At 72.6% G+C, this 18,717-nt stretch carries 11 protein-coding genes and 1 tRNA gene; 4 read left to right on the top strand and 8 right to left on the bottom strand.

From position 1 onward, the window contains the following. Positions 1-169: 169 nt before the first annotated feature. Genes IEY79_RS10395 through IEY79_RS10385 form a run of 3 tightly spaced genes read left to right on the top strand, consistent with a single transcriptional unit; the run spans position 170 to position 7,645 of the window. On the top strand, positions 170-3,556 hold the full coding sequence (locus tag IEY79_RS10395) for an FtsX-like permease family protein (protein ID WP_189107077.1): 3,387 nt from the start codon (positions 170-172) through the stop codon (positions 3,554-3,556). A gap of 1 nt (position 3,557) precedes the next feature. Continuing rightward, a complete protein-coding gene (locus tag IEY79_RS10390) occupies positions 3,558-6,572 on the top strand; it encodes an ABC transporter permease family protein (RefSeq protein WP_229700787.1) in 3,015 nt (1,004 codons plus the stop codon). Further along, positions 6,569-7,645 carry an ATP-binding cassette domain-containing protein gene (locus IEY79_RS10385; RefSeq protein WP_189107076.1) on the top strand — a complete coding sequence of 359 codons (1,077 nt, stop codon included), beginning with the start codon at positions 6,569-6,571 and terminating at the stop codon, positions 7,643-7,645. The genes IEY79_RS10390 and IEY79_RS10385 overlap by 4 nt, the downstream gene beginning before the upstream one ends. Before the next feature lie 45 nt (positions 7,646-7,690). Here IEY79_RS10385 and IEY79_RS10380 read toward each other — a convergent pair whose 3' ends face one another. From IEY79_RS10380 to IEY79_RS10350, 7 genes are all read right to left on the bottom strand, one after another. Next, positions 7,691-8,383 carry a DUF8010 domain-containing protein gene (locus tag IEY79_RS10380; protein WP_189107075.1) on the bottom strand — a complete coding sequence of 231 codons (693 nt, stop codon included), beginning with the start codon at positions 8,381-8,383 and terminating at the stop codon, positions 7,691-7,693. Further along, the gene (locus tag IEY79_RS10375) at positions 8,380-8,805 is read right to left on the bottom strand and encodes an acyl-CoA thioesterase (RefSeq protein ID WP_189107074.1); all 426 of its coding nucleotides are present in this window, start codon (positions 8,803-8,805) and stop codon (positions 8,380-8,382) included. The genes IEY79_RS10380 and IEY79_RS10375 overlap by 4 nt, the downstream gene beginning before the upstream one ends. Position 8,806: 1 nt before the next feature. Then, complete coding sequence (gene ettA, locus IEY79_RS10370) at positions 8,807-10,471, bottom strand: energy-dependent translational throttle protein EttA (RefSeq protein ID WP_189107073.1); 1,665 nt, start codon at positions 10,469-10,471, stop codon at positions 8,807-8,809. A gap of 281 nt (positions 10,472-10,752) precedes the next feature. Further along, on the bottom strand, positions 10,753-12,177 hold the full coding sequence (locus IEY79_RS10365; protein WP_373292512.1) for a Cys-Gln thioester bond-forming surface protein: 1,425 nt from the start codon (positions 12,175-12,177) through the stop codon (positions 10,753-10,755). Positions 12,178-12,391: 214 nt separating this feature from the next. Continuing rightward, entirely contained in the window at positions 12,392-12,943 is a 552-nt protein-coding gene (locus IEY79_RS10360; protein ID WP_189107071.1) for a single-stranded DNA-binding protein, read from the bottom strand. 177 nt (positions 12,944-13,120) lie between these two features. Further along, a complete protein-coding gene (locus IEY79_RS10355; protein ID WP_189107070.1) occupies positions 13,121-14,995 on the bottom strand; it encodes a YfjP family GTPase in 1,875 nt (624 codons plus the stop codon). Positions 14,996-15,000: 5 nt separating this feature from the next. Continuing rightward, complete coding sequence (locus tag IEY79_RS10350; RefSeq protein ID WP_189107170.1) at positions 15,001-16,593, bottom strand: dynamin family protein; 1,593 nt, start codon at positions 16,591-16,593, stop codon at positions 15,001-15,003. A gap of 326 nt (positions 16,594-16,919) precedes the next feature. Here IEY79_RS10350 and IEY79_RS10345 point away from each other — a divergent pair. Beyond that, a tRNA-Arg gene (locus IEY79_RS10345) sits at positions 16,920-16,995 on the top strand. A gap of 397 nt (positions 16,996-17,392) precedes the next feature. Here IEY79_RS10345 and IEY79_RS10340 read toward each other — a convergent pair. Beyond that, positions 17,393-18,688 (bottom strand): MFS transporter, encoded by a 1,296-nt coding sequence (locus IEY79_RS10340; RefSeq protein WP_229700786.1) that lies wholly within the window; start codon positions 18,686-18,688, stop codon positions 17,393-17,395. Between the last annotated feature and the right edge of the window lie 29 nt (positions 18,689-18,717).

Here is an 18,717-nt window from a genome sequence, read left to right as displayed (position 1 = left end):
CGGTCGGCCGTGCTCGTATGCCGGTCGGCCGGGTCCCGGAATGCGGAACTCCCGTGCCGGAGAACGGTCACGATCGGATCAAAGTCCGCCCGTAAGCGGTTTCCACGGACGGGTGCCCTCTGAAAGTATCCGATCTCCGGGGGCGGACGACGGATCGGCGGGGGGACGCGTGACAGGGTTCGTGTTCCTGCGCGTCCGGGCGCACCGGCTCCTGCTCGCCGCGGCTCTCCTCGCCGTACTCCTCACCACCTGCGTCCTGTCCGCGCTGACCGCCTTCTCCGGCTCCATCGGGGACGCCGCGCTGCGCCACACCCTTCAGGGCCGCGAGGCCGCCGCCGCCGCGCTCTTGATCACCGCGCAGGTGCCGGCGGGCGACCGGGACGCGGCGAACGAGGCGGCGTCCCGGGTCGCGCGGGAGTCGTTCGACGGGCTGCCGGTCACCGTACGGAAGCTGGAGCGTTCGGGGTCGTACGCGCTCCCCCGCGCCCTCCAGCCGCCCGCCGCCCGCGAGGGCGACCCCGACCTCACGCACTTCGCGACGCTCGACCGTTCGCGTGTACGGCTGGTGACGGGCGCCTGGCCCGGCGCGGGGGCGGGCACCGACCCCGTACAGGTCGCGTTCCCCGAAGAGGCGGCGACCCAGCTCGGGCTGAAGGCCGGAACGCGCCTCACGCTCGCCGACCGGCTGGGCGACGAACCTCTCACGATCCGCGTGACGGGCATCTACCGGCCGGCCGATCTCACCGATTCGTACTGGAAGTTGGACACTCTCGGCGGCCAGGGCGTCCAGACGGTCACCTTCACCACCTACGGCCCGCTGCTCGCCGACCCCGCCCTGTTCGACTCCGGGCGGCTCCCGGCGGGCGACCTGTCCTGGCTGGCCGCCGCCGATTTCCGGTCCGTCACCACCGGCCGTATCGACTCGCTGCGCGCCGCCGCCGAGCGCGGCCCCAAGTCTCTCGCCGCGCAGCCGGTGTTCGACAACGGGGTGACCGCGCGGACCACGCTGCCGAGCGTCCTCGACCGCACCGAACGCGCGCTGCTCGTGTCGCGCTCCACCCTGCTGATCGTCGCCGTCCAGCTCGTCCTGCTCGCCGCCTGCGCCCTGCTGCTGGTCGCGCGGCTGCTGAGCACCGAGCGGACCGGCGAGACCGATCTGCTGCGGGCGCGGGGCGGTTCACGGCGCCGGATCGTCTGGCTCGCCACGGTCGAGGCACTGCTGCTGGCGCTGCCCGCGGCGATCTGCGCGCCGCTGCTCGCCGGGCCGCTGACCCGGCTGCTCGCCGAACACGGCGGGCTCACCGACATCGGGCTCCGGCTCGGGGACACCTCGACCCCCCAGGTGTGGCTCACCGGCGCCGGGGTCGCGCTGGCGTGCGCCGCCGCCGTCGTGGCGCCCGCCCTCGCCTCGGCCGGAGTGACCCGGCTGCGGCGCGGCAGGGCGGGGGCGCTGCCCGGCCCGGTGCGCGCGGGCGCCGACCTGGGGCTGCTGGTGGTCGCGGCTGTGGCGTACTGGCAGCTGGACCGGCAGACGGCCACCTCGGGCAGCGGGGCGCTCAGCGGCGACACCCGGGGCGAGCTGGGCGTCGATCCGCTGCTGGTCGCCGCCCCCGCGCTGGCGCTGCTGGCGGGCACCGTACTGACCCTGCGCCTGCTGCCGCCCGTGGCCCGCCTCGCGGAACGGCGCGCGGCGAGCGGGGCGGGTCTGTCGACCGCGCTGGCCGGCTGGCAGTTCAGCCGCCGGCCGCTGCGCGGCGCGGGTCCGGTACTGCTGCTGGTGCTGGCCGTGGCGATGGGGATGCTGGCGATCGGGCAGAGCGCGTCGTGGGACCGGTCGCAGGAGGAGCAGGCGGACTTCAGGACCGGCGCGTCGCTGCGGGTGCAGGCGAACAGGCCCGGGGATCCCGGCCAGGCGGGCATCTACGCCGCGCTGCCCGGGGTACGCGGGGCGGCCCCCGCCCACCGCGCCACCACCGAGCTGTCGGCGGACCGCACGGCGACGGTCCTGGCGCTGGACACCGGCCAGGCCGACGAGCGGATGCTCCTGCGGGACGACCTGTCCGGCGACGGCGGGGCGGCCCGGCTGCTCGACGCCGTACAGCCCTCGAAAACGGTCAGGCCGGGCGTCCCGCTGCCCGACGGCACCCGGCAGCTGCGGGTGACGCTGCGGCTCACCGACACCTCGGCGCGCGACGGGGTGTCGCCGACCGGCAGGGCGCCGTTCACCACGGTGGTGGTCGAGGACCGTTACGGCATCGGTCACCGCATGCTCGCGGGCGAGGTGCCCGTCGACGGCCGCCCGCACACCATCACGCTCGATCTGACCGGATCGGCGGACTCCGTACGCGGTCCCCGGGCGGCGAGCACACCCCTCACCCCGGCGGAACCGCTCACGCTGACCGGCCTCGACCTGGACACGAACGCCCCGGAGGGCCGCGGCGAGACCCATCGGCTGAGTGTCGACGCGCTCCGGTCCCTGGACGCCGACGGCGCCGCGCGTGCGGTGGACGTCGCTCCGGACTTCGCGTGGCAGGCGAGGCGTGTCGGGTCGCTGGAGGGCAGGGCTGACCCGGTGGTGCCGTTGAAGCCGGCCGTCTCCACGGCGGCCCCGCTGGCGCTCACGTACCGGACGGGGGTCAGCCCGCCGGCCGGGAGCACTTACGACCCGGCGCGGAGCATCAGCGTCCAGGTGGGCGTGGAGCGGCCCGCTCCGCCCGCCGTGCTGCCCGCGATCGCCACCGAGACCTTTCTGCGTGCCGCCGGTGCGAAGACCGGACAGAGCCTCGACGTCCAGGTGTCGGGCAACCGGCTCCGGGTCAAGATCGTGCGCTCGGTCGAACAGCTGCCCACCACCGGTCCCGGCGCCCTGAGCGCGCAGGCGGCGACCGAGACCGCCGACGGCGGCCGTACGGGCGACGGCGGCGGGCTCCTGCTCGATCTGCGCGCCGTCAACCAGACGCTCGCCGAGCGGCGGGAGCCGTCCCTGGTCCCCACCGAGTGGTGGCTGAGCGCGGCGCCGGGCCGCGCCCCGGGGATCGCCGAGACGCTGCGGAAGCGGTCCGACGTGGACCCGGCGCAGGTGATGGTGCGCGACGAGACCGCGGAGGAACTGCTGAGCGATCCGCTGGGCGTCGGCCCGCAGTCCGCGCTGCTGGCCGCCGCGATCGCGGCGGCGGCGCTGGCGGCCGTCGGCTTCGCGGTGAGCGCGGCGGGGTCGGTACGTGAACGGGGCGCCGAATTCGCCCTGTTGCGGGCGCTGGGCACCCCGCGCCGGCAACTCGCCCGTCTGATAGCCGCCGAACAGGGGCTGCTCCTCGCGGTCGCGCTCCTGGTCGGCCTCGCTCTCGGCGCCGTACTGACCAGGGCGGTCGTCCCGTTGGTCGTCCTGACGGGGCAGGCCACCCAGCCGGTGCCGCATGTCCTGGTCGACCTGCCCACCGGCCAGGTCGCCGCGCTCGTGGCGGGGGTGTCCGTGCTCCCCCTGCTGCTGATCGCGTACTTCACCCTGCGCCGCACGGACCCGGCGGTCACGCTGCGCGAACGGGGAGGCAACTGAGATGCCCGCACTCCCGCCCGGCGGTGCGGACGGCGATCGCCGCTCCTTCCCCGGCGCACCGCGTCCGGACGCGCCGAGTCCGCAGGACGCGCCGCGCCCCGGGTCGGTCGTCGCGCCCTGGGTGCGGACACGGTTGCGGACCGCGCCCGGAGCGGCCGCGGCGATGGCCGTGCTCGTCGTGCTCACCGCGTATCTCGCCGCCGCCTTCCCCCGTTCCGTCGACGCCTACGAGACGAACGGCCTGCGCCACGACATCCGTACCGCCCCGGCCGCCGAGAGCGTCCTGGAGGTCAGCACCGCGCCGCCCGGTCTCGGGATGCCGCAGACGGACCGGGAGAAGACGCTGCGCGACGCCTGGGTGACGCAGGCGCAGCGGAACATCACCCGGAGTCTGCCGGCTCCGGTACGGGCCGACGAGGGCAGTTCGGCGTACGGCGTACGGACCTCCGAGCCGGTCGAGGGCACCGACCCCTGGCTGCCCGCGCCGGACAATCTGCCGCCGATGCTCACCCTCGCCGCCCAGGCCGGCCTCGACCGCCACTCCACCCTCCGCGAGGGCCGGCTCCCCCGCGCGGACGGCGCGGTGACGGCGGTCACCGGAGAGGTGGAGGCCGCGGTCACCGCCGAGACCGCGGAGGCGCTGCGGCTCAAGGTCGGTTCGGTGGTGCATGTGCCGGGTGTGGAACGGGGCGAACTCGGCGTACGGATCACCGGAATCGTCGCGCCACGGCAGCCGGACAACAGCTACTGGTCCGTCGAGTCCACACTCGGCTCGCCTGCCCTCGTGACCAAACCGACCAACGACCGTCCGCAGCCCCGCTACTGGCGCGCCTCCCTCCTGCTGGACCCCGACGCCGCGCCCGTGCTGCTCGGCACCACCGGTGAGCCCCGGCTCTACTGGCGGATCGCACCCGACATCACCGCGCTCACCGCCCGCGACGCGCCTCGGCTCGCCACCGTCGTCGCCTCCTTGGAGAACGGCCCCGAGCTCACCGAACTGCGCGCCCCGACCCTCGTCGGCCCCGCGGCCGTGGTGGCTACGGGACTTGACGAGATCGTCGCCGGGCACCGCGCGATGCGTTCGGCCATCGCTCCGGTCGTCGCCGTCGCCGCGCTGGGGATCGGCGCCGTGGCCGGTGTCGTCCTGGTGATGGCGGGCGGTCTGATGGCAGCGCGGCGGCGGTCCGAACTCGCTCTGCTGCGCTCACGCGGCGGATCACTGCCGGGAATCGGCGGCCGGCTTCTCGCCGAGACGGCGGTGATCGTCGTACCGGCGGCCGCCGTCGGTCTGCTGCTGGCCGTCCTGACCGTCCGGGAGGCCCGGCTGGGGCCCGCCGTGGCCGCGGCGGGCGGTGCGGCCCTGCTGGCGTGCGCGGCGCTGCCCGTCCGGGCCGTCGCCGCGCACCGCAGGCCGCAGGCGCGCGGGGGCCGCGAGGATCTCGTACGGGCCAGGCCGTCCCGCCGCCGCACGATCGCCGAACTGACCCTGCTCGCCCTGGCCGTCGGCGCGGTGGTCGCGCTGCGCCGACGCGGCGCGGGCGGACCCGCCGACTCCGCCGGCCTCGACACCGGCGACGCGGGCGGGGTGGGCGATGTGGACTATCTGGTCAGCTCCGCGCCGGTACTGGTCGGGCTGATCGCCGCACTGGTCCTCGTACGTCTCTATCCGCTGCCACTGCGTCTGGCCGGCCGCCCCGCCGGTCGGCTGCGCGGCGCCGTCGGCTTCCTCTCGCTGGCCCGCGCGGGCCGAGCGCCGACGTCGGGGGCACTGCCCCTGCTCGCCCTGCTCATCGCGCTGACGACGGCGGCCTTCGGCGGCTCCGTGCTCGCCGGGATCGACGGTGCCAGGGAGCGGGCCGCCGTGCTGGCGACGGGCGCCGACGCCCGGATCAGCCTCGTCGGCTCGTCACCGGTGCTGCCCGACGGGCTGGCGGAGGCCGTGCGCGGCAGCGCGGGGGTGGGGAACGTGACGGCCGTACGGATCGAGTACGGCGTACCGCTCCCGTCGGACAGCAAGGGGTTCCGGACGTCGCTCGGCGTGACCATGATCGGTGTGGAGCCGAAGGCATACACGAGGCTGGCACGGGAGACGGGGCTCGGGGGGTTCGCCGCCGCCGAGCTGACGTCCGTGGGCGGGGGCGGCGTGCGCGACGGCGGATCCGACCCGGACAGGGTGCTGCCCGCGATCGCCTCGCCCGCCGTCGCCGAGCGGCTCGGCGACGGGCCGCGCGACATCCAGTCGGCGGCCGGGGATTTCAAGGTGCGGGTGGCGGAGGTACGCCGGAACACCCCGGCGTCGCCCATCGACGACTTCCTGCTGGTGAACGCGGCCGATCTGACGCAGCGGGCACCGACCACCCTGCTGGTCACGGGCGCGAAGCTGGACGGCGGGGCGCTGCGGCGGACGGTCGCGGAGTTCGGCGAGGGGGCGGGCGAGGCGGCGGGCGAGGCGGCCGAAGGGAAGTCCGGCGAGACGGCCGGTGAGGAGTCCGCCGAGCCTTCAGCCGAGCCGTTCTCCGTGAAGCTGCGCACCGAGGAACGCGAGACGTTCGTCAACACGCCCATGCAGGAGGGTGCCGAGCGGATCTACGCGGCGGCGATCGCGGCGGGCGCGGGCTACGCCCTGCTGGCCCTGCTGCTCTCGCTGTCGCAGACGGCCCCGGAACGTGTGACGCTGCTGGCGCGCCTGCGCACCATGGGTCTCACGAGGCGCCAGGGCCGCCAACTCCTGGGCCTGGAAGTCCTTCCGCAGGCGCTGCTGGCCGCCGTGGGCGGGGCGTTCGTGGGCTGGGCGACCATCGTGCTGCTGGCGCCGGGGGTGGATCTCGTACGCCTCGCGCTCACCACGACGTCGGACATCCCGCTGGACGGGGCGCCGCTCCGTGCCGACGCGTGGGCGCTGGTGCTGCCGGCCGTGGGGGTGCTGGCGCTCGCCGGCGCGGTGTCGGTGGTGCAGGCGTGGTGGGCGGGGCGGCAGGGATCGATCAACGAACTCAGGGCAGGAGACAGCCGATGACATCGTCCACCGGGTCCGGGGCGGGGGCGGGTCCTTCCGTGGGGACGACGCTGGAGCAGTTGGAGCGGCGGGCGGGCAGCCACCGCGACCGGCCCTCGTACGGGCACGACGCGCTCATCGCCTGCGACCGGCTGGTCCGGATCTTCACCGCCGACGGGGTGGAGGTGCAGGCGCTCCAGGGCCTCGATCTGCTGGTGGCCGAGGGCGAGTTGATGGCTCTGGTGGGCGCGTCGGGCAGCGGCAAGTCGACGCTGATGAACATCCTGGCGGGCCTGGACGTGCCCACGGCCGGCGCCGCGAAGGTGGCGGGCCGCGATCTGCTGGGCATGGACGCGAAGGCGCGGCTGCGCTATCGGCGTGAGGCGGTGGGCTTCGTCTGGCAGGAGACGGGCCGGAATCTGCTGCCGTACATGACGGCTGGTCAGAACGTCGCGCTGCCGATGCAGTTGAGCGGCAAGGGTGGCGCCCGGGGTGGGCGCGGCGGCCGTCGTCGTCGGGCGGAGCGCGCCGCGCGGGCCGAGTCGCTGCTGACGATGCTGGATTTCGCCGACTGCCGGGACCGCCGCCCGCACCAGATGTCCGGCGGCCAGCAGCAACGGGTCGCGATAGCCGTCGCCCTCGCCAACTCCCCTTCCGTGCTGCTGGCCGACGAGCCGACGGGCGAACTGGACTCGGCGACCGGGGAGCAGGTGTTCGCCGCGTTCCGCCGCGCGAACGAGGAGTTGGGCACGACGATCGTGATCGTCACCCACGACCAGGAGGTCGCGGGCGAGGTCCGCCGGACGGTCGCCATCCGCGACGGCCGGACCTCCTCGGAGGTGCTGCGCCGCAGGGAGGTCGACGCGACGACGGGCCAGGAGTCGGTGGTGGCCCGGGAGTACGCGATGCTCGACCGCGCGGGCCGCCTCCAGCTGCCGGCCGACTACACGAAGGCGCTGGCCCTGGAACACCGCGTCCTGCTGGAACTGGAACATGACCACATCCAGATCTGGCCCGACACCCCACGGCCCGACACCCCAGGGCCCGACACCCCAGAGCCCGACTTTCAGGCGCCCGACACCCCACCCGAGTAACCGCGCCTTCTTGGGACCGCGCGATCGCTCACGTCCCCGTCGGGCTCAGGTCGGGGTGACGCTCAGCGCGCCGATCCCGCCGGCTCCCGTCTCCCGTACGGCGATCGAACCGTACGGCGTCCGCAGACGCATCCACGCGGCCGCCCGGAGCAGCGCCACCGGCGCGTTCTCGGGCATCGGGCGCAGGAAGCCCACCGACCGCGCGGCGTGTACGGCGCGCAGCGGCAGGCCCGTGTCTCCGACCGTCCGGGACCAGATCTCGCGGCCGATCCTGTCCCGTTCGGCGCGGTCCCGGTGCGCGGCGGGCAACGCCTCGTCGCGTGTGCGGAATTCGGCGACCGCCGCCGCGACCGCTTCGCGCAGGGCGGCGGGTCCCGGAAGGCCGGGCACCTGCCGCCAGCCGCCGCGCGGGGGCAGCACCCCGGTCCACGGGGGCCCCGTGACAGCGGCGGGCAGTGCGAAGGCGCCCGTCGACTCGTCGATCGATTCGAGGAGTTCCCCGGCGGACACGGTGACATCGAGCCGCACCCCCGCCGTCTCCTCACGCAACCGCGCCGTACGGATCGCGAGGACCTCAAGCGCCGGAGGCCGCCCGAACACCGCCACCGCTCCGGCGCCCACCTGGAGGCGCACCGCGGCCGCCCGGTCGTAGCGGATCAGCCGGCCGAGGAAGGCGGCCAGATCGGCCGCCTCCGCCGTGTCGGCGAGCCGCAGGGCCCGCACGGTCGTCGCCGTCATGCCGCGAGCGCCTCCGCGTCGTCCAGGTACTTCACAAGGAACGACTTCTCCTCGGCCGTGATCCGGCGGGGCCGGGCCGCGTCGAGGTCGTAGGGCACGACGACCGTCGAGGCCCGTACGTACACCTGGTCCTCGTCCTTGATCTCGTACGCGATCGTGAGCGTCGCCGCGCCGATCTTCGTCACCCACAGCTCGACGGTCACCGGCTCGTGCCGGTGGACCAGCGGCAGCTTGTAGTCGATCTCGTGCCGGGCCACGACGGATCCGCCCGCGAACGACGGCGAGCCCTCCCCCGGCGCCAGCCGGAACATGAAGTCGATACGTGCTTCCTCCAGATAGCGGATGAAGACGACGTTGTTGACGTGCCCGAAGGCGTCCATGTCCGACCAGCGCATGGGGCAGCTGTAGTGGTGGCGGGCCATGTCAGCCTCGGGTCAGCTTCTTGTACGTGGCGCGGTGAGGCCGGGCCGCGTCGGCACCGAGCCGCTCCACCTTGTTCTTCTCGTACGACTCGTAGTTGCCCTCGAACCAGAACCACTTGGACTCGCCCTCGTACGCCAGGATGTGCGTGGCGACGCGGTCGAGGAACCAACGGTCGTGGGAGATGATCACGGCCGCCCCGGAGAACTCCAGCAGTGCGTTCTCCAGCGACGACAGCGTCTCGACGTCGAGGTCGTTGGTCGGTTCGTCGAGGAGCAGCAGGTTGCCGCCCTGCTTGAGCGTCAGCGCCAGGTTGAGGCGGTTGCGCTCACCGCCGGACAGAACACCGGCCGGCTTCTGCTGGTCCGGGCCCTTGAAGCCGAACGCGGAGACGTACGCCCGCGAAGGCATCTCGACGTGCCCGACGTTGATGTAGTCCAGCTCGTCGGAGACGACGGCCCACAGCGACTTCTTCGGGTCGATGTTGGCACGGCCCTGGTCGACGTAGCTGATCTGGACGGTCTCGCCGACCTTGATGTCGCCGGAGTCCGGTGTCTCCAGGCCCTGGATCATCTTGAAGAGCGTGGTCTTGCCGGCGCCGTTGGGGCCGATGACGCCGACGATGCCGTTGCGCGGCAGCGAGAAGGAGAGGTCGTCGATCAGGACCTTGTCGCCGAACGCCTTGTTCAGGTGCTCGACCTCGACCACGACACTGCCGAGCCGCGGGCCCGGGGGAATCTGGATCTCCTCGAAGTCCAGCTTCCGCATCTTGTCCGCCTCGGCGGCCATCTCCTCGTAACGGGCAAGCCTCGCCTTCGACTTGGCCTGGCGCCCCTTCGCGTTGGAGCGGACCCATTCGAGCTCTTCCTTGAGCCGCTTGGCGCGCTTGGCGTCCTTCTGGCCCTCGACCTTCAGACGGGTCTGCTTGGTCTCCAGGTACGTCGAGTAGTTGCCCTCGTAACCGATGGCACGGCCGCGGTCGAGCTCCAGGATCCAGCCCGCGACGTTGTCGAGGAAGTACCGGTCGTGGGTGACGGCGACGACGGTGCCGGCGTACTTGGCGAGATGCTGCTCCAGCCACTGCACGGACTCGGCGTCCAGGTGGTTGGTGGGCTCGTCCAGCAGCAGCAGGTCGGGGGCTTCGAGCAGCAGCTTGCAGAGCGCCACGCGGCGGCGCTCACCGCCGGACAGGTTGGTGACGGCCCAGTCGCCGGGCGGGCAGCCCAGCGCGTCCATGGCCTGCTCCAGCTGGGTGTCCAGGTCCCACGCGTTGGCGTGGTCGAGGTCTTCCTGAAGCTTGCCCATCTCGTCCATCAGGGCTTCGGAGTAGTCGGTCGCCATCAGTTCGGCGACCTCGTTGAACCTCTTCAGCTTGCCCATGGTCTCGGCGGCGCCGTCCTGGACGTTCTCCAGCACCGTCTTGCTCTCGTCCAGCGGCGGCTCCTGGAGCAGCATCCCGACCGAGTACCCGGGTGACAGGAACGCGTCGCCGTTGGACGGCTGCTCCAGCCCGGCCATGATCTTCAGCACGGTGGACTTACCGGCGCCGTTGGGGCCGACCACACCGATCTTCGCACCGGGCAGGAAGCTCAGCGTCACGTCATCGAGGATGACCTTGTCGCCGTGCGCCTTGCGCGTCTTGCGCATCGTGTAGATGTACTCAGCCAAGAGAAACCGTCCGGCAATCGAGAAGGGCCAATGTGCGGCTCCGCCGCGTGAGGGCAGATAAAGCCATCTTGCCGCACGTCCCTCCCTGGGGAGAAACCGGTTGTCCAGGCCTCGGACAGTCCGTCCCGACCCGCGGGCCGTGCGGGCGCCCGTGTCGGGGGGCACGCGGCCCCGGCGCGCGACCGGATTCGTCTGCGCGTCGGGGCCGCTGTCAGTGGCGGCCGGTGTCGAGCCCGTCGGTGGGCACCCGGTCGGTGGGGGGTGCGGTGCCCCGGGGCGGGTCAGTCCTCGGTGGAAGGGTCGTTCTTCTTGCGGAAGAAGAAGACCGCCGCGCCGCCCAGCACGACCAGCCCGATCGCGACACCCGCGATCACCGGAGTGGCGTTGGAGGCGCCTGTCTCGGCGAGGTCGAGCCCGTCCGTGCCGACGGTGCCGCCCGCCGTCGCCGGCGCCAGCTGGGTGGTGGTCCCGTCGGCCGGCGAACCGGGGTTCCCGCTGGTCCGGCAGTCGAGAACGCCCTGGAAGTTCCTGGCGAGGCCACCGGGCCCGGTGATCGTGAAGTCGTACGCCTGGTCCTCGGCGACCGGCACGGTGACGGTCCTGGACTTGCCCGCCTCGACCGCGTACTCCTGACCGGCGAGCGTGAAGGTGAACGGCTCGTCGCCCTTGTTGACGGCCGTGACGTCCACACCGCCCTTCGCGCAGTTCTTCTCGGCGGTTATCGCCGGCATCGCGCCCTTCGCGGCCCAGGTGGCGGTGGCCGTCGCCGAGACCGTGGACTCGCTGGAGCCGGCCAGGATCTGCGTCTGGCTCTTGGTGACCCCGGCGAACGCCCTGCCCACGGGCACCGACGTGGCCGTCTGCACACTCAGCGAGGCCGTGCCGTCGGCGGTGTCCTCGGGTATGTCGAAGTACAGCTGCGTGCCGTCGGCCGCTTCGGTGACGGGCTTGCCGCTCTTGTCGGTGATCTTGATACCCATCGCGGCGGCGTCGGCCGGCGGGGACACCGCGACACTGTCGGCGTCGGTACGGACGGTGACCGGACCAAGACGCTCGCCGCTCCGCCCGGAGACCGCGCCGGGCTCCAGGGTGAGCGAGGCCTTGGGCTCGCCGAGGTGGTCGGCGCTCCGCTCCAGCCAGTCGGCCAGCTTCTCGGCCCCCGGGTCCACGGCGTCGACGTCCGCGTTGTCGGAGTGCCGCCAGATGGCGACCTGCGTACCGGCGGCGGCCGTCTTCGCGGTCAGCGGCCCGGTGCCCGCGCTCTCGGCGAGGGCGGCGAGGTCGTCGACCTGGGGGTAGGAGTTCTGGAGGATCCAGCGGATCTTCCCGGCGTTCTTGTTCGCGCCGAGCGAGGTCTGGGCCCAGGGGGTTTCCAGATACCTGGCCTGGTCCTGGGTGGGGTTGTGGATGTCGATGCAGTACGTCTTGAGCTTGCCGCCGCCGTCCACGGTCATCTCGAAGAGCCCGGCGGGCAGTTCGTGCGTCTGGCCGTCCGAGTGGAGCAGGGCCTTGTCGTACGTCATGAGGCCGTCGAGCGTGGCGGCGGCGCCACCGCGGTGCTGGAGGGTGTCGTCGGCCACGGCCGCACCCGCGCCGGCCAGGGAGCCCGCCACGACAAGGCCCGAGGCGACCACCGAGACGGCGAGACGGGCGGCGCCCCGCCTACGAGTGGTTGGAGCGAAGAACTGAGACAGCGCAGACAACACAGATATTTCCCTCCGTGCGAGGTCCTCCGCGTGGGACGCGTGGGGGGACTTCCTCGCCAGCAGACTCAAGTGCCCATGAGTTCTGGGGAATCCTATGGACGGCGGAGAGCGCCGGTGCCCGTTCCTACGTTCCGATAACCGTTCCGAATCGGAATCGTTATCGCGCATACCTTCGAGCCCGCTCCCCTGTCGACAAATCTCCACAACTCCCCGGTCAGAGGGGCCCGGCCGGTGCCGCGACCGCCCCGGCCCGCGCCGGCGACTCGTCCTGTTCGGTCAGCCACGGTTGCGTATGCACCGGTTTGACGACCGCGGGCGTGCCCCCAGCCACACCGGCGCCCGCGGCCGAATTCCCCGCCGAAGCCGCCGCCGAGGCATCCGCCGGACGTTCCGTCAGCGCCGGGTTCGCCCGCGCCACCCGTTTGAACGCCGAGGTCCCCCACGTCAGATCGTGACCGATCGACACCGCGTCGATGTCCACGAACGTCCTCTTCTGCCCGTCCTTCGCCTCGTCCCGCACGCGCAGCTTGCCGTGTACCACCAGCGGATCACCGACGTTGACCGACGCGGTGAGATTCGCGCCGAGATTCCGCCACGCGCACACGGTGTAGAAGCTCGTACTCCCGTCCGTCCACACCGAATTCCGGCGGTCCCACCGCCGCGGTGTCACCGCGAACCTGAACCGCGCCACCCCGCCCGACGCCGTTTCCCGGTATTCCACCCCCGTCGCGGCGTTTCCCACCAGCGTCACCACCGTGTCGTTCATGACAGCCCCCGATCTTCTCCGGTTCCCCTGTTCTCCGGCCCCGTCGACCGACCACCTCATGCTGGACCGGACGGGAAATTCCTGCCGACGCCTGTGGATTACTCACCAGTTGTGAATAACTCCGTCACCCGTACGTGGCCGCGGCCCCCGGCCGCCCCACGCCGGAGCCCCAGGGGGCTACCGCGTCAGGCCGGACACCGTCGAGTACTGCTCCCGCACCTCCCGGTACCGCATCAGCTCGGCCGCGATCGGATCGAGCACCTTGGCCCTCCCGCACCCCGCCGCCGCCTCGCGCAGCCGTCGCTCGGCGTCCTGCCCGTACCGCCTCGCCGGCCCCCGCGCCGCCGCCGCGCACGCCCACTCCACCAGCGGCCCGCCGACGATCCCGGCCAGCATCACCAGCACGGGCGGGACGATGCCGGGCTGGATCACGCCGATGATCTGGCCGACCAGCCAGAGCCCGCCGTAGATCTGAAGCAGTGTCATGGACGCCTGCGCGAGCACCGCCGCCGGCCACCAGGCGGGACGCGCGGGGCGCCCGCTCGGCGGCCCCGCCGACACGGCCAGTTCGTCCAGCGCCTCCGGCAGCCCCACGGCGCCGCGTACCGCGGCCTCGCGCACCGCCTGCGCCCATGGCCTCGGCAGCCCGGCCGCGGCGTCTTCCGCGACCGTACGGACGGCCTGCTCGACCCGCTGCCTGGCTGTGAGTTCGTCCTCCACGATCACCTCGGCGCGCGGCACGCCGCCGCCGGGCGTCCGGGTCCGCTCGTACCAGCGCCACAGCCGCAGCCACGGCGTCCCGCACGCACGTCCCGCGTTCCTGCGCCACTCGCGCTCGGCCGCCTCGCCGGTGGCCACCGCGCCCACCGCCCACGCGAGCCGGTCGGCGAACTCCTCACGGGAGCGTTCCCCGAGGCCCGTGCGTCCGTCGGAGACGTACACCGAGCGCAGCCGGGACGCGGCCGCGTCCACGTCGGCGGACAGCCGCCGGGCGGCGGCTGTCCGCTCCTGGACGAAACGGCCGAGCAATTCGCGCAGTTCGCCCACCCCCTGCCCCGTGAGCGCGGAGATCGGCAGCACGGTGGCCCCCGGCTCGCCGTGCTCGCCGAGCGCCATGCCGTCCTCGTCGAGCAGCCTGCGCAGATCGTCCAGGACCTGGTCGGCGGCCTCCCCGGGCAGCCGGTCAATCTGGTTCAGTACGACGAAGGTGATCTCCGCGTGGCCGGCGAGCGGCCGCAGATACCGCTCGTGGAGCGCGGCGTCCGCGTACTTCTCCGGGTCGACGACCCAGATGATCGCGTCGACCAGGGCCAGTACGCGGTCGACCTGGTCCCGGTGCGCGACGACGGCGGAGTCGTGGTCGGGCAGGTCGACCAGGACGAGACCTTGCAGTTCCTCGTCCCCGTCGCCGCCCGCGAGCGGCCTGCGACGCAGCCTCCCGGGGATGGCGAGCCGGTCGAGCAGCCCGGCGGCACCTTCGGACCAGACACAGGCGATGGGCGCCGACGTGGTCGGCCTGCGCAGCCCCGGCTCCGAGATCGGAACCTCCGCCAGCGCGTTGAACAGTGTCGACTTGCCGCTGCCGGTGGCTCCCGCGATGGCGACGACGGTGTGGCGCGACGAGAGCCGCTGCCGCGTGGAGGCCTCGTCCAGCACCCGGCCGGCCTCGGTGAGCGTGGTCCCCTCGATACGGGTCCGCGAGAGGCCCACAAGCTCGCGCAGGGCGTCGAGCCGTACGCGTAGCGGCCCTTCGTAGGTGCCTCCGATGGGCTGGTGGACCTCGGTGGAGGCCGCCGTACCGTCGTTTTCGTCGATCCCCTCCACGCCGACGGTGGGCGCCGCTCCGGCCGCGCCCTTGCGTCCGAACGCGTGCCGGGCGATCAGCCCGTCGTTCCAGCGCCGGCCTGTCCCGCCCCCCGAGTCGCCTTTCGCACCCGGGCCCTTGCCGCCCGCATCGGCCGCGCCGGCCTCTTTCGCGCGGACATCTGGGCGCCCCGACCCGATCTCGCCGGGCCCGTCCGCCAACGTCGTCGCATCGGTCACGTCCGCCATGTCGGTCACATCTCCTTCTGGAGTACGGAAAGCGCGGCGATGAGTTCCGCCTGCGGCTCGGGCGCCACTTCGAGCGCGTCGAGGGGAGCCAGCCGCCGGTCCCGTTCTCCGTGCAGTACGTCGTCGATGTACGTCGCCACCAGGTCGCCGCCCTTGTCCCGCAGCCGCAGCGCGCCCTGCGCCCCGATGCGCTCCGCGAGCCGCTCCCCCGCGACCCGGGTGCGGTGCCCGCCCAGGAGGACGGCGGCCAGCAGCGCGGCGACGGTCTCGGGGTCGGGCGCGGCGCTGCGTTCGAGGAGCCGAATCTCCTCCTCGGCCAGCTCCTCCACGACCCTGCGCCACCGCCGTACGGCCATCCCGATCCGCTCGGACACCTCCCTGTCCGGCCCGGAGGTCAGGACCGCCGCCGAGGCTGGCTCGCGCCGCCAGGCGTCCGTGACCTGCTCGTCGGCGGCGGCCACGGCGCACTGGAGGAGTGCGGCCAGGCTCTCGACCAGCGAGTCGAGCAGCTCACGCGCCGAGCTGTCCCTCGGGTATCCGCGCCAGCGCGTCCGCGCGTCCCCCGCGAGCACGGCACCGGCCTTGAGCCGCTTGCGCACCCGCTCGCGCTCCGTCGCGTACGCCTCCTCGACAGCGCCCGTGAGGCGTACGGCGGCGGCGTACTGCGCCGCGACAGCGCCCGCGAGTTCCGGCATCCGTACGTTGAGCGAGCCGATGACACCGGCCGCCGTACGGACGACGGCCTGCTGACGCGCCGCCGGATCGCGTACCCGGTGCGTCAGCCAGGCGAGCAGCGGCGCGACGGCGGTGGTGGGCAGCAGCCCGCTGCCGCCGCCGGCCGACTCGGGCAGTTCGGGGATGGTGAAGCGGGGTACGTCGCCCAGGCCCGCCTTGGTGAGCAGCGCCGCGTACTGACGTGACACCTCGTCAATCACCTGATGAGGAACGCGGTCCAGGACGGTCACGAGCGAGGCGTCGTACTCCTTCGCCGTACGGAGCAGATGCCAGGGGACCGCGTCGGCGTACCGGGACGCGGTGGTCACCATCACCCACACGTCGGCGGCGCAGATCAACTCGGCGGCGAGAACGCGGTTCCGTACGACGAGCGAGTCGATGTCCGGCGCGTCCAGCAGTGCGAGGCCGCGGGGCAGCGCCACGGAGGTGTCGATGCGCAGCGCGTTCTCCTCGTCCCCGCTCCAGGCCCCGGCCGCGCCGTCCTCCTCCTGCTGGGTCATCCAGACACGTGTCAGATGGGGAAGGACCCGTACGCCGTCGAACCAGTGGCAGTCGTCGGGGTGGCACACCAGTACGGGTGTACGGGTCGTCGGTCGCAGCACGCCGGATTCACTGACCCGCCGTCCCACAAGGGAGTTGACGAGGGTCGACTTCCCGGCCCCGGTCGAACCTCCCACCACGGCCAGCAGCGGCGCCTCCGGGTCCCGGAGCCTTGGCACCAGATAGTCGTCGAGCTGCGCGAGGAGTTCCTCCCGGGTCTGCCGGGCGCGCGGAGTCCCGTCGAGAGGGAGTGGAAGACGCACGGCGGCGACACGGTCGCGCAGCGCGGAAAGTGCGTCGATCAGCTGAGGCCGTACGTCCAAGGTCACCACATGCGAAGAATGCCCAACTTTGGCGCCTTTTTGAAGCGTATAGCCATCTCCTGCGCGCCGGTCAAGCGCGGGGGACAGACGGGACGAGTGGGGCACAGGCATAACGAGTGCACAACACCCGTAGCTTCAGGCGCGAAAAGCACTGCACGAATCGCACCTGCCTGCGATTATCGGTTCGCTTCACTGAACCTCCACATCGTGCCACGCAGGTGAAGCAACCGGGCCAGGGTGAGCGGAGCCCTATCCTTGTCCCGGCACAGGTCACGGACCGCGCGGACTGCCCCACCGGCACTCCGGGCCTCCGAGGCCACGTTTCGGCCCCCGTAGCTCAGTGGATAGAGCAGGCGCCTTCTAAGCGCTTGGCCGCAGGTTCGAGTCCTGCCGGGGGCGCCACCGACACCCTGTCAGACGACCCATGTCCTCGCAGGTCAGCGCGGTTGCATCCGCCTCTCGCCGGGGAATCGGACTCCTTCCCTCCGCCAGCACGGAAGCCTGGCCGGGATCGGCCCGAATCTGGCCGGAACCAGTGCTTCCGGAGGTCGCACGACAGGCTCCCTCCCGCGCCTCCGTGGCCGCGGGCGAGGCTCGGACCGGCGCGAATGAGACGCCCTTCTCCGGAGACGGCCTGGAGCGACCGCCCGTGCTCGCGCGACGCTCACACGCCGGCCCGATCCCGAACGTCGCCGAGTCTCCCCGCCTGCGGCCGGACGCCGGTCCGGCAAGATTTAAGATCACATTCCATTTGTGAAGGGACGCGCCAGGTCAGGCAGAGGGACAGCGGTCAGGCGTCTCACACGCCACACGGGCCACCGGAATCGCCAGGCGCCGGAAGCTCCTTCCCCAGCCGGGCGAGGGGCGAGACGGCCATGAACACCGGAGAGAGTACGAGACCGACGGCCGCCAGCAGCAGGCTGGTTCGCGGATCCCACATCGCGGCCAGAAGACCGCCCATGAGTGAGCCGAGCGGTGTCAGACCCATCCCGACGAAATTGATCGTCGCGACGGTCCGTCCCTGGATCGCGGGCGGCGTGATCGACTGACGAACGGCCATGACCGTGACGTCGACCAACTGACTGAAGACACCGAAGAGGAAGTTGATCGCCATGAGGCAGGCGATCGTGCGGGCGGCCGAGCCGTGCAGCGCCGGCAGAAGAAGCATCACACCGTCGGCGAGCGCGGCCGAGGACACGAGCACCACGCCGTACCCGAATCTCTTCGGCAGCCCGGCGGAGAGCAGCGAGCCGACGATCGCTCCCGGCCCCATGGCCGCGAGCACCAGCCCCACCTCGGCACCCGACAGGTGCAGCGTGCGCGGCAGGAAGAGCAGATAGACCGTCATCAGGGCGGCGAAGAAGAACTGGAAGATCGCCGAGGCGAGGCCCACGGCCCGCAATGCCGGATCGCGGGCGACGAAACGGAGACCTTCGAGCATCTGCCGCCGCATTCGGGGGGCGGCTCGTCCTCCGTACTGCGGTATCGCCTCGCGGTCACGTATCCGGCGGATCGACAGGAACGACACGGTGAAGAAGAAGGCGCCGACGACGACGGCGACCGGCGCCGACAGGAGCGACACCAGCGCGCCACCGAGGGCGGGGCCGCCGACCTGCGCCGCGGATCTGCTGCCCTCCAGCGCGCTGTTCCCCTGCGCCAACTGGTCACGTCTCACCAGCCGTACGAGAGCGGCCTGATAGGCCACGTCGAAGAACACCGTCAGTACGCCGACGAGGAAGGCGACGCCGAGCAGCACCGGCATTGCGAGTACGCCGAAGAGAAAGGCGACCGGAATGGCGGCCAGCGCCACCGCCCGGCCGAAATCCGCCCGCACCATCACATCGCGGGACCGGCGGCGGTCCACCCACACGCCGACGAAGAGGGAGAGCAGCAGGATCGGTATCTGCTGGACCGCGCGCAGGGCGCCGAGTTGGGTGGCGTCGACGTTCAGCGCCACCACAGCGAGGAACGGCAGGGTGACCTGGCCCGCCTGCGCCCCGAACTGCGAGGCTGTCTGGCCCACCCAGAGGCTGCGGAAGTCACGGTCGCGCCACAGGCTCGGCGGGCGCGACGGGTCGGAGGGTACGGACGGCACAGGGGCCCCTTGAGTCGCCGGGAACGGAA

It is taken from the genome of Streptomyces camponoticapitis, assembly GCF_014646115.1.
In the GTDB taxonomy this organism is placed as follows: Bacteria; Actinomycetota; Actinomycetes; order Streptomycetales; family Streptomycetaceae; genus Streptomyces; species Streptomyces camponoticapitis.
The sequence above is the reverse complement of the archived record's forward strand: the minus strand, read 5'-3'. Positions and strand labels throughout refer to the sequence as shown.

What these genes read in the sequence shown, in the direction of transcription:
- IEY79_RS10390 (WP_229700787.1), top strand. Translation starts at nt 3,558, where the DNA reads ATGCCCGCACTCCCGCCCGGCGGTGCGGACGGCGATCGCCGCTCCTTC.
- IEY79_RS10385 (WP_189107076.1), top strand. Translation starts at nt 6,569, where the DNA reads ATGACATCGTCCACCGGGTCCGGGGCGGGGGCGGGTCCTTCCGTGGGG.
- IEY79_RS10380 (WP_189107075.1), bottom strand. Translation starts at nt 8,383, where the DNA reads ATGACGGCGACGACCGTGCGGGCCCTGCGGCTCGCCGACACGGCGGAG.
- IEY79_RS10375 (WP_189107074.1), bottom strand. Translation starts at nt 8,805, where the DNA reads ATGGCCCGCCACCACTACAGCTGCCCCATGCGCTGGTCGGACATGGAC.
- IEY79_RS10360 (WP_189107071.1), bottom strand. Translation starts at nt 12,943, where the DNA reads ATGAACGACACGGTGGTGACGCTGGTGGGAAACGCCGCGACGGGGGTG.
- IEY79_RS10355 (WP_189107070.1), bottom strand. Translation starts at nt 14,995, where the DNA reads ATGGCGGACGTGACCGATGCGACGACGTTGGCGGACGGGCCCGGCGAG.